This is a genomic window from Streptococcus sp. HMSC072D05, from assembly GCF_001815805.1.
In the GTDB taxonomy this organism is placed as follows: domain Bacteria; phylum Bacillota; class Bacilli; order Lactobacillales; family Streptococcaceae; genus Streptococcus.
In genome coordinates, this window is record NZ_KV822038.1 from 126969 (window position 1) to 138937 (window position 11969).

The following is an 11969-nucleotide window of genomic DNA, read 5'->3' on the forward strand; positions in this document are numbered from 1 at the left end:
AGGGCTCCAGAATAAGGAGCTCTTTTATTTATATGTTTTTTGAGGAAAGGGAAGAAGGCCTTAATTTTTACTCATTGTTTCCCTATTTGAATTGACAGTCATTTTTGTTCATATTATAATATGAGTAAGAGAAAATTGAACAGGAGGACTGAGAATGGTAACAGAAAAACAATTTAAACTTTTGCGTTTTATGTTGATACATAAAGAAAAGACATTTACTCAGCGACAGTTAGCTGAAGAGTTAGACCTATCTTTAGGAACAATCAACACATTATTGAAAAAACTGAAAGAAGAGAAGTGGGTTGATGAGGAGCTTCACTTAACTGAACTAGGTCAGAAAGTTTTAGACCCCTATCGAGTAAAAAATGCCATTATAATGGCTGCTGGCATGAGTAGCCGTTTTGCTCCTTTGTCTTATGAGATTCCCAAAGGATTGCTTCAAGTCAAGGGGGAACGCTTGATAGAGAGGGAAATCAGACAGCTGCAAGAAGCAGGAATAGAAGATATAACCGTTACTGTAGGCTACTTACAAGAAAAAATGTTCTATCTTGCAGAGAAGTTTGGTATAAAAATTGTAGTAAATAATGATTACTACAAATATAATAACTGTTCGTCTCTTATGTTGGTTAAAAATCAACTTTCCAACACTTATATTTGTTCATCAGATAATTATTTTGTGGAAAATCCTTTTGAGCAATATATTTATAGAGGTTACTACTCGACGATATTTGCAGAAGGTCAAACGGACGAATATTGTGCTATAGAGGATTCGAATAACACCATCATTGATATCCAGATTGGTGGAGAAAATACTTGGGCTATGGTGGGGCACGTTTATTTCGACCGTGCATTTAGTGAGAAATTCAAGGAAATTTTAGAAAACGAGTTTAAGCACGAACCTTATCGGGAACAGCTTTGGGAGGATTACTATAGTCGGCATGTCAAGGAACTCCTTTTAGAAGCCCGCCACTATTCAGCGGATATTGTTAAAGAATTTGATTCACTAGATGAACTCCGTCAATTTGATGAACGTTATTTGGTAAATGCAGATTCGGCCATTATTGATAATATCTGTAAGACATTAAAGTGTGTGGCTTCAGATATTGTCAATATCAAACCACTAAAAGATGGATTAACCAACACATCATTTTTATTTGACTGTCTGGGGAAAAAATATGTTTACCGTCATCCGGGTAGGGGAACGGAAAATTATATCGACCGAGCTAGTGAAGCAGCTTCAATGGAAATTGCTGCAAAATTAAAGATTGACCGTACCTTCGTAGCCATGAACAAGGATGAGGGATGGAAGATTTCAGAGTTTATTCCCAATGCTAAGCAACTGGATTATGATAATTGGGATGATGTGGCACAAGCAATGGACCTCTTGAGACGATTACACCAATCTGGAGAAAAAACGGAACATTCCTTTGACCAATTTGAAGGAATTATTGATTTTAGAGAAAAATTGAAGGCTAGAAATCGGTTCGAGTTTGATGGTCTCGAGGAACTGGATAAAACCGTCTCACTTCTCAAAAATTATTTACAGAATGATCCGAAACAGGTTGTCCTTTGTCATGGAGATTCCTATAGTCCTAATTTTTTGTTAAATGAAGCAGGCGAAATGAGCTTGATTGATTGGGAATATTCTGGAATGGGAGAGCCAGCAGGAGATTTGGGGACCTTTATCGCGTGTTCCAACTATACCGTAGAGGATGCTGAAAAAGTACTGGAATTGTATCTACAAGAAGTACCAGATAAGAAAACCAAACGTCACTACTTGGCTTATGTAGCAGTGACCTCATATTATTGGTTCTTGTGGGCTTTGTTCCAGGAGAGTGTCGGAAAACCAGTCGGTGAGTTTCTTTACATCTGGTATCGCTATACCAAACAATATGGACAACTGGCCCTTGACTTGTATTTGGAGGAGAACTGAGATGAAAACGACATCTGAAATTGAAGAATTAGTATCAACTGAAACAAAGAGAAGATTGGAAGAAATGGAGTCGCCAAACTACGAGTTTGTTCAACCCTTCCTAAAAAGTGATTTCATTTTAATCATCTCCATAGTCCTAATCAACCTTGTTTTGATTATCTTAGCAATGATGGGAGGAATTCAATAATATGTCTAAAATGAATGACTATATCCAACAAGAAACCATAACAGGAATTGTACCCATGACCAATAAGGATCGTCAGTATTCTTTTTGGGATCTCTTTCTATCGACAAGTGGTTTTGCCATTGCCACTTGGTGTTATACTCAAGGGGCTTATGTAGCTCAATATTTGACCTTTAATCAAATGTTGATAAATATTTTTAGCTTTAACATTATCTGGGTCTTTATTGAATGTCTTCCTATTTTATTTGCGGTTAAGTATGGAATTGATTTGTGGATTTGGTTGAGAGCCGTTCTAGGAAAAAGAGGTGTAGCCCTGTTATCAACCATTATTAGCTTGGCTAACTTTGGATGGTATGCTGTTGCGGCCAATCTTTTTGCCAGTTCCATGATCCATTTGGCAAATAATTTTGGTCTTGGTTTGGACAAGGGAGTATGGGCGCCTATTCTTGGTACCCTCTGTGTTCTTCTTGGGACTCTCATTGCTCTTGGAGGCCCGGAAGTGATTAAATGGACCAATCGCTTCTTGGTTATCGCCTTATTGATTGTCGGTCTGATTATCGTTGGAATCTGCTTTGTCGCCGTTCCTATAACGGATATTATGAATATCCAACCAGCCACTCAAGGAGATTTGACGCCATTAGAACGCTTCATGCTCTCTGGAGAAGGAAATGTTGCCTTTGCTTTCTCTTGGTCTACACAGGCATTGGTTTTACCGCGTTTAGCAAAAACAGAACGCAGTGGTTATTGGGCTACAGCCTTATCATACGGAGTTGTGGCTCCATTCTTCGTTGCTACAGGTGGAGTCATGGCTCTAGCCATGTTTGTCAAAACAGGTGTGTATGAAAGTGATCCAACAACCATGCTATCAACTCTAAGCACCCCAGCCTTTGCTCTCTTAAGTCTACTACTAGTAGCCTTTGCTAATATTGGAACTCAGGGGACTGGATCATACGTGAACTGTATGATTGTCAAAAGTGGGATGCCCAAAGTAAGCTATAAACTAATGGTTTGGATTGCCATGGTTTACGTGAGTCTACTCACTATCTGGGGAGGAGTAGAAGAGTATTTCGGATCCTTCATCTCCCTAGCTGCCTATATTCAGGGGCCAATTATTGGTATGATTGTTGTCGACTATTTTATCTTAAGAAAACGAAAACTCGACTTGCGTTCAGCCTATTTCCTTGAAGGGCATGACGCATACGAATTTACTAAAGGATTTAACTTAGTTGGCTTGTCTTGCGTATTTATCTCCTTATTGGTAGCGGTACTTTTTGTCTACAACCCTGTAACTGCACAAATTCAAAGTCCAATCTTTTTAATCACAACTGGTAGCGGATTTACTGCGCTATTTGGTGGTCTACTATACTGGCTAGCTAGTCTTAGCCCACTGAAACGTTATATGATAAAAGATCGAGACACTGTTACGATTTAAGAATAGAGGGGACTTCGGTTCCCTTTTAAATTACACTGGCATTTTATGCAAACTTCTCAGATTATTCAAAATCTTGAAAAAGAGATGAAAGCGTTTGATAGATTTTCTAAGAAAGTGTATAATAAAAGTAGTAATATAGAAGGAGAAGTCTCATGGCAGTTAAAGATTTCATGACCCGTAAGGTAGTTTATATCAGTCCAGATACGACTGTAGCACATGCAGCAGATTTGATGCGCGAGCAAGGTTTGCACCGTTTACCTGTTATCGAAAACGATCAATTAGTCGGATTGGTAACAGAAGGAACCATTGCGGAAGCCAGCCCATCTAAAGCAACCAGTCTCTCTATCTATGAGATGAATTATCTTCTGAATAAAACCAAAGTAAAAGATGTAATGATTCGAGATGTCGTGACGGTTTCTGGCTATGCTAGTTTAGAAGATGCGACCTACCTGATGCTGAAAAATAAAATTGGGATATTACCAGTCGTAGACAATCATCAGGTCTACGGTGTCATTACAGACCGCGATGTTTTTCAGGCTTTCTTGGAAATCGCCGGATACGGAGAAGAGGGAATTCGTGTTCGTTTCATTACAGAAAATGAAGTCGGAGTGCTGGGAAAAATTGTAGCTCTAATTGTAGAAGAGGATTTAAATATTTCCCATACTGTTAACATTCCACGTAAGGATGGCAAGGTCGTCATCGAGGTTCAAATTGATGGAAAAATCGATTTGACTTCATTAAAGGATAAGTTTGAAAAAGAAGGAATTCAAGTGGAGGAAATCACTCATACCTCTGCCAAAGTCCTTTAAACAAGAGGCTTTAGAGCCTCTTTTCTTCTGCCATCAAAAGCGGTGAAAAGCAAAATATGGAAAGAAATGAGAGATTATGGTATAATAAAACGATATGAAAAGGAGTATCTATGGACATTTCAGAAATTCGTCAAAAAATTGACGCAAATCGTGAAAAATTATCTTCTTTTAGGGGGTCTCTTTGACCTCGAAGGCTTAGAGGAAGAGATTGCCATCTTGGAAAACAAGATGACAGAACCTGATTTTTGGAACGATAATATCGCGGCCCAAAAAACGTCGCAAGAATTAAATGAATTAAAAAACACCTACAACACCTTCCGTAAAATGGAAGAGTTGCAGGATGAAGTTGAGATTTTATTGGACTTTTTAGCAGAAGACGAGTCAGTCCATGATGAACTGGTCGAACAGTTGACAGAACTGGATAAGATGATGACCAGCTACGAGATGACCCTTCTCTTGTCAGAACCTTATGACCATAATAATGCAATCTTGGAAATCCATCCAGGATCTGGTGGTACTGAGGCACAGGACTGGGGCGATATGTTGCTTCGTATGTATACTCGTTATGGAAATGCCAAAGGCTTTAAAGTAGAAGTCTTGGATTACCAGGCTGGTGATGAAGCAGGTATCAAGTCTGTGACCTTGTCTTTTGAAGGACCCAATGCATACGGCCTACTTAAATCAGAAATGGGTGTTCACCGTTTGGTTCGTATTTCGCCATTTGATTCTGCCAAACGTCGCCATACATCATTTACATCCGTAGAGGTTATGCCTGAGTTGGATGATACCATCGAAGTGGAGATTCGTGAAGATGATATCAAAATGGATACTTTCCGTTCAGGTGGCGCTGGTGGACAAAACGTCAATAAGGTTTCAACAGGTGTGCGTTTGACACACATTCCTACGGGCACTGTCGTCCAATCAACGGTCGATCGTACCCAGTATGGAAATAGAGATCGTGCCATGAAGATGTTGCAGGCTAAGCTCTATCAAATGGAGCAAGAAAAGAAAGCTGCGGAAGTTGATTCCCTTAAAGGTGAGAAAAAAGAAATCACATGGGGAAGCCAAATCCGTTCTTATGTTTTCACGCCTTATACTATGGTAAAAGATCACCGTACAAGCTTTGAAGTTGCTCAGGTAGATAAGGTGATGGATGGAGACCTTGATGGTTTTATCGATGCCTACCTCAAGTGGCGAATCAGCTAAGATAGAAAGGAACTCATATGTCAATCATTGAAATGAGAGATGTTGTCAAAAAGTATGACAATGGAACGACTGCCCTGCGTGGAGTGTCTGTTACCATTGAACCAGGAGAGTTTGCCTATATTGTAGGACCTTCTGGGGCAGGGAAGTCAACCTTTATTCGAGCTTTATATCGTGAAGTAAAGATCGAAAAAGGAAGCCTATCAGTTGCAGGCTTTAATTTAGTTAAAATTAAGAAGAAAGATGTCCCACTACTACGTCGTAGTGTCGGGGTAGTCTTTCAGGATTACAAACTTTTGCCTAAGAAGACCGTTTATGAGAATATTGCCTATGCAATGGAAGTAATCGGTGAGAGCCGTCGCAATATCAAAAAACGTGTTATGGAAGTATTGGACCTGGTTGGTTTGAAACATAAGGTTCGCTCTTTCCCTAATGAACTCTCAGGTGGAGAGCAGCAACGGATTGCGATTGCTCGCGCGATTGTCAACAATCCTAAAGTATTGATTGCCGATGAACCAACGGGAAACTTGGACCCAGATAATTCATGGGAAATTATGAATCTGTTGGAACGCATCAATCTCCAAGGTACTACTGTCTTGATGGCAACCCACAATAGCCAGATTGTAAATACCTTGCGCCACCGTGTCATTGCCATTGAAAATGGCCGTGTCGTTCGTGACGAAGCTAAAGGAGAATATGGATACGATGATTAGTAGATTTTTTCGCCATTTATTTGAATCATTAAAAAGTTTAAAACGAAATGGCTGGATGACAGTAGCAGCAGTGAGTTCGGTTATGATTACCTTGACCCTCGTTGCCCTGTTTGCATCTGTAATTTTTAATACAGCAAAACTGGCTACCGATATTGAAAACAACGTTCGGGTCATGGTATACATTCGTAAGGATGTAGCTGATAACAGTGAAACGATTGAAAAAGAAGGTCAGACAGTTACCAATAATGACTACCACAAGGTTTATGATGCTTTGAAAGCTATACCTGCTGTTAAGAGTGTTACCTTCTCAAGTAAAGAAGAACAGTACGAAAAACTAACGGAAACAATGGGTGACGATTGGAAGGTCTTTGAAGGGGATGCAAACCCTCTCTATGATGCTTATATCGTTGATACAAATTCTCCGAGTGATGTTAAAACGGTAGCTGAAGAAGCTAAGAAAATTGAGGGAGTATCAGAGGTTCAAGATGGTGGAGCCAACACTCAACGACTTTTTGAACTGGCTTCCTTTATCCGTGTTTGGGGATTGGTTATTGCAGGGCTCTTGATTTTTATCGCAGTCTTCCTCATTTCCAATACCATTCGTATCACTATTATTTCACGTAGTCGTGAGATTCAGATTATGCGTCTGGTAGGAGCGAGAAATGGCTACATCCGTGGTCCATTCTTGCTAGAAGGTGCTTTTATTGGCTTGCTTGGTGCAGCGATTCCTTCTGTCCTTGTTTTCTTTGTTTACAATATGGTTTATCAATCGGTCAATAAATCCTTGGTAGGTCAAAACTTGTCAATGATTACACCAGATGTGTTTATTCCTTTGATGACAGTCCTATTATTTATAATTGGAATTTTCATTGGTTCAATTGGTTCGGGGATTTCGATGCGTCGATTCTTGAAGATCTAGTTGGATTTAAATGCAAATTGCAGAACAAATCAGAAAAATAATACATTTTTAAAAGAGAAGTTTTCGTAAACTTCTCTTTTTCCTTTTTAAAAATTAAAAAAAATAGACAATTTTTTTATAAAAGCCTTTACAAAAAAAATAAAAGTGGTATAATTAATACATAACCAAATGCAAACGTTTTCGTAAAACGTTTGCCTAAATAAAATAAAGGAGATTTGAATGATGAAAGCTACATTCAAAAATGTCTTGTCTTTCGAATTTTGGCAAAAATTCGGTAAGGCTTTAATGGTGGTTATCGCCGTTATGCCAGCGGCGGGATTGATGATCTCAATCGGTAAATCAATCGTGATGATCGACCCAAACCTTGCTCCTCTAGTGATTACAGGTGGAATCCTTGAGCAAATTGGTTGGGGGGTTATCGGTAACCTTCATATCTTGTTTGCCCTTGCTATTGGGGGAAGCTGGGCAAAAGAACGTGCAGGTGGTGCATTTGCAGCTGGACTTGCCTTTATCTTGATTAACCGTATCACAGGTGCTATCTTCGGTGTTACAGGTGATATGTTGAAAAACCCTGAAGCAATGGTTACTACCTTCTTTGGTGGTTCAATCAAGGTTGCTGACTACTTTATCAGCGTTCTTGAGGCACCAGCTCTTAACATGGGGGTTTTCGTAGGGATTATCTCTGGTTTTGTTGGGGCAACAGCTTATAACAAATACTACAACTTCCGTAAACTTCCTGATGCCCTTTCATTCTTCAATGGTAAACGTTTCGTACCATTCGTCGTTATTCTTCGTTCAGCTATTGCTGCAATTCTACTTGCTGCCTTTTGGCCAGTAGTTCAAACAGGTATCAACAACTTCGGTATTTGGATTGCCAACTCACAAGAAACTGCTCCAGTCCTTGCACCATTCTTGTATGGTACTTTGGAACGTTTGCTCTTGCCATTCGGACTTCACCACATGTTGACAATCCCAATGAACTATACAGCTCTTGGTGGAACATACGAAGTGTTAACTGGTGCAGCAAAAGGAACACAAGTATTTGGTCAAGATCCACTTTGGCTTGCATGGGTAACTGACCTTGTTAACCTTAAAGGTTCAAATGCTGACCAATACCAACACCTTCTTACAACAGTCACTCCAGCTCGTTTCAAAGTTGGACAAATGATCGGTTCATTTGGTATCTTGATGGGTGTCATCGTTGCTATCTACCGCAATGTTGATGCTGACAAGAAACACCAATACAAGGGTATGATGATTGCGACAGCCCTTGCAACATTCTTGACAGGGGTTACTGAACCTATCGAGTATATGTTCATGTTCATCGCAACACCGCTTTACCTTGTTTATTCAGTAGTTCAAGGTGCTGCCTTTGCTATGGCAGATATTGTTCACCTTCGTGTCCACTCATTCGGTTCAATTGAATTCTTGACTCGTACACCATTGGCAATTAATGCTGGTATTGGTATGGATATCGTTAACTTTATCTGGGTAACTGTTCTCTTTGCGGTTATCATGTACTTCATTGCCAACTTCATGATCAAGAAATTCAACTACGCAACTCCAGGACGTAACGGAAACTACGAAACAGCTGAAGGAGCATCAGAAGAAGCAGCTCCTGGAACTCCAAAAGTTGCAGCAGCTTCTCAAGCCGTAAACATCATTAACCTTCTTGGTGGTCGTGCAAATATCGTAGATGTGGATGCATGTATGACTCGTCTTCGTGTAACTGTTAAAGACGCAGATCGCGTTGGTACTGAGGAACAATGGAAAGCAGAAGGAGCTATGGGTCTTGTCATGAAAGGACAAGGTGTCCAAGCTATCTACGGACCAAAAGCTGACGTATTGAAATCTGATATCCAAGATATCCTTGACTCAGGGGAAGTAATTCCTGAAACTCTTCCAAGTCAAATGACAGAAACTCAACAAAATACTGTCCATTTCAAAGGTGTAACTGAGGAAGTTTACTCAGTAGCTGACGGTCAAGTTGTTGCCTTGGAACAAGTGGAAGATCCAGTTTTTGCTCAAAAAATGATGGGTGATGGATTTGCAGTAGAGCCAGCAAATGGCAACATTGTATCTCCAGTTACTGGTACTGTATCAAGTATCTTCCCAACAAAACACGCTCTTGGTCTTGTCACTGACTCAGGTCTTGAAGTGCTTGTTCATATTGGTTTGGATACAGTAAGTCTTGAAGGAAAACCATTTACTGTTCATGTCTCTGAAGGACAAAAAGTGGCCGCTGGTGATCTTCTTGTCACAGCTGACTTGGATGCTATTCGAGAAGCAGGACGCAAAACATCAACAGTGGTTGTCTTCACAAATGGTGATGTCCTCAAATCAGTTAAATTAGAACAAACAGGTTCTCTTGCAGCTAAAACAGCAGTTGCTAAAGTAGAATTGTAATATACTTGGGGTTGGAAGCTGTTTTCCAACCTCTTGTTTTAGGAGAAAAGCATGAAATTTCTAACACTCAATACCCACAGTTGGATGGAGAAGGAAACAGAGGAAAAATTCCAAATCTTACTCCAAGACATTCTAGATAAGGACTATGATTTGATTTGTTTCCAAGAAATCAATCAAGAAATGACTTCGCCTGAGGGAGAGGTTAACAATCACTATCAAGCTTTACCATCAGCAGAACCCATTCATCAGGATCACTATGTCCGACTTCTGGTTGAAAAATTGGCTGAGAAAGGGAAAGACTACTACTGGACTTGGGCTTACAATCATATTGGCTATGACCGCTACCATGAAGGCGTAGCAATCTTATCCAAAACACCTATTAAGGCGCGTGAGATTTTGGTATCAGATGTAGATGATCCAACGGACTACCATACTCGCCGTGTTGCCTTGGCTGAGACAGAGGTTGAAGGTAAGGAACTGGCTCTTGCAAGCGTTCATCTCTCTTGGTGGGATAAAGGTTTCCAAGAAGAATGGGCACGATTTGAGGCTGTACTAAAAGAGTTGAACAAACCTCTGATTTTAGCAGGTGATTTTAATAATCCAGCTGGTCAGGAAGGCTATCAAGCGATTTTAGCTAGCCCATTAGGATTACAAGACGCGTTTGAAGTTGCGAAAGAAAGAAGTGGTAGCTATACCGTTCCACCAGAAATTGATGGCTGGAAAGGCAATACCGAGCCATTACGAATCGACTACGTCTTTACGACCAAAGAGTTAGAAGTAGAGAGTTTGCAAGTAGTTTTTGATGGACAAAATAGTCCACAAGTCAGTGATCATTATGGTTTGAATGCTGTATTGACCTGGAAATAATGAAAGAGGTTGGAACCAGAGAGTTCCAACTTTTTAATCTATTCGAATCTTTACTACAGGACTGAGACTCAAATGGGGCTACTGCAATAGGACAAAATATGGTATAATTGAAAAGATAGAATCGAGGATAGTATGTCATTTAAGAAATTTCAATTTAAAAATTATATAGTAGAAGCCTTGGAGGAGTTAAAATTTACAACTCCGACAGAGGTACAAGAAAAATTAATCCCTATTGTACTGGCAGGTCGTGACTTGGTGGGCGAGTCAAAAACAGGTTCAGGAAAGACCCACACTTTCTTACTACCCATTTTTCAGCAATTAGATGAAACTAGCGATAGTGTGCAAGCGGTCATTACTGCACCAAGTCGTGAGTTGGCTACTCAGATCTACCAAGCAGCCCGTCAGATTGCAGCTCACTCAGATGTCGAAGTTCGTGTGGTTAATTATGTGGGTGGTACGGATAAGGCGCGTCAGATTGAAAAACTTGCCAGCAACCAACCACATATTGTTATCGGAACGCCAGGTCGCATCTATGACTTGGTCAAATCTGGTGATTTGGCTATTCACAAGGCCAAGACCTTTGTAATTGATGAAGCGGATATGACCTTGGATATGGGATTCTTGGAAACCGTTGATAAGATTGCAGGGAGCCTTCCAAAAGACTTGCAATTCATGGTCTTTTCAGCAACTATTCCACAAAAATTGCAACCATTCTTGAAAAAATACTTGTCAAATCCTGTCATGGAAAAAATCAAGACTAAGACAGTCATTTCTGATACGATTGATAATTGGTTGATTTCGACCAAGGGCCGCGACAAGAATGCTCAAATTTACCAGCTGACTCAGTTGATGCAGCCTTATTTGGCAATGATTTTTGTTAACACAAAAACGCGTGCTGATGAGTTACATGCCTACTTGACTGCTCAAGGATTGAAGGTAGCTAAGATTCATGGAGACATTGCTCCTCGTGAACGCAAACGGATCATGAATCAGGTGAAAAATCTGGATTTTGAGTACATTGTCGCAACAGACTTGGCAGCGCGTGGGATTGACATTGAAGGTGTCAGCCATGTTATTAATGATGCCATTCCGCAAGACTTGTCCTTCTTTGTTCACCGTGTTGGACGGACTGGGCGCAACGGACTGCCTGGTACAGCTATTACCCTTTACCAGCCAAGCGATGACTCGGATATCCGTGAGTTGGAGAAATTAGGAATCAAGTTTACTCCTAAGATGGTCAAAGACGGAGAGTTTCAAGATACCTATGACCGTGATCGTCGTGCCAACCGTGAAAAGAAGCAGGATAAGCTTGATATTGAAATGATTGGCTTGGTCAAAAAGAAAAAGAAAAAAGTCAAACCAGGCTATAAGAAGAAGATTCAATGGGCGGTGGATGAAAAACGCCGCAAAACCAAGCGTGCTGAAAATCGCGCACGTGGCCGTGCAGAGCGTAAAGCTAAACGCCAAACATTTTAAAAACTCAGTAGAATCAGGTGATTCTAC

The 11969-nt window shown here is 40.3% G+C and carries 10 protein-coding genes; all 10 read left to right on the forward strand.

Annotated features, from left to right (window positions below; all coding sequences use genetic code 11):
* Positions 1-154: 154 nt before the first annotated feature.
* The 10 genes from HMPREF3057_RS06440 to HMPREF3057_RS06485 all read left to right on the forward strand — a co-directional run bounded on the left by HMPREF3057_RS06440 (position 155) and on the right by HMPREF3057_RS06485 (position 11942).
* Positions 155-1933: a phosphotransferase gene (locus HMPREF3057_RS06440; RefSeq protein WP_070696933.1), complete on the forward strand. Its 1779-nt coding sequence runs from the start codon at positions 155-157 to the stop codon at positions 1931-1933.
* A 1-nt stretch (position 1934) separates the two neighbouring features.
* Positions 1935-2120 (forward strand): hypothetical protein, encoded by a 186-nt coding sequence (locus HMPREF3057_RS06445; RefSeq protein WP_000859106.1) that lies wholly within the window; start codon positions 1935-1937, stop codon positions 2118-2120.
* Position 2121: 1 nt separating this feature from the next.
* The gene (locus HMPREF3057_RS06450; protein ID WP_049485407.1) at positions 2122-3549 is read left to right on the forward strand and encodes a cytosine permease; all 1428 of its coding nucleotides are present in this window, start codon (positions 2122-2124) and stop codon (positions 3547-3549) included.
* 152 nt (positions 3550-3701) lie between these two features.
* Positions 3702-4358 (forward strand): CBS domain-containing protein, encoded by a 657-nt coding sequence (locus HMPREF3057_RS06455; protein ID WP_000268645.1) that lies wholly within the window; start codon positions 3702-3704, stop codon positions 4356-4358.
* A gap of 110 nt (positions 4359-4468) precedes the next feature.
* Positions 4469-5564 (forward strand): peptide chain release factor 2 gene (prfB, locus tag HMPREF3057_RS06460; protein WP_239682731.1). Its coding sequence is split into 2 segments (ribosomal slippage): positions 4469-4540 and positions 4542-5564, totalling 1095 coding nucleotides; the frame shifts between segments, so codons are not numbered across the junction.
* A 17-nt stretch (positions 5565-5581) separates the two neighbouring features.
* The gene (gene ftsE / locus HMPREF3057_RS06465) at positions 5582-6274 is read left to right on the forward strand and encodes a cell division ATP-binding protein FtsE (RefSeq protein WP_000022272.1); all 693 of its coding nucleotides are present in this window, start codon (positions 5582-5584) and stop codon (positions 6272-6274) included.
* Positions 6267-7193, forward strand: a complete 927-nt coding sequence (gene ftsX / locus HMPREF3057_RS06470; RefSeq protein WP_000625554.1) for a permease-like cell division protein FtsX — start codon at positions 6267-6269, stop codon at positions 7191-7193. Before ftsE ends, ftsX begins: the two co-directional genes overlap by 8 nt.
* Positions 7194-7412: 219 nt before the next feature.
* Positions 7413-9599 carry a PTS transporter subunit IIBC gene (locus tag HMPREF3057_RS06475; RefSeq protein WP_083312818.1) on the forward strand — a complete coding sequence of 729 codons (2187 nt, stop codon included), beginning with the start codon at positions 7413-7415 and terminating at the stop codon, positions 9597-9599.
* A 51-nt stretch (positions 9600-9650) separates the two neighbouring features.
* On the forward strand, positions 9651-10466 hold the full coding sequence (locus tag HMPREF3057_RS06480) for an endonuclease/exonuclease/phosphatase family protein (RefSeq protein WP_070696935.1): 816 nt from the start codon (positions 9651-9653) through the stop codon (positions 10464-10466).
* Between the two features lie 132 nt (positions 10467-10598).
* Positions 10599-11942: a DEAD/DEAH box helicase gene (locus tag HMPREF3057_RS06485; protein WP_008284610.1), complete on the forward strand. Its 1344-nt coding sequence runs from the start codon at positions 10599-10601 to the stop codon at positions 11940-11942.
* The last annotated feature ends 27 nt before the right edge of the window (positions 11943-11969 follow it).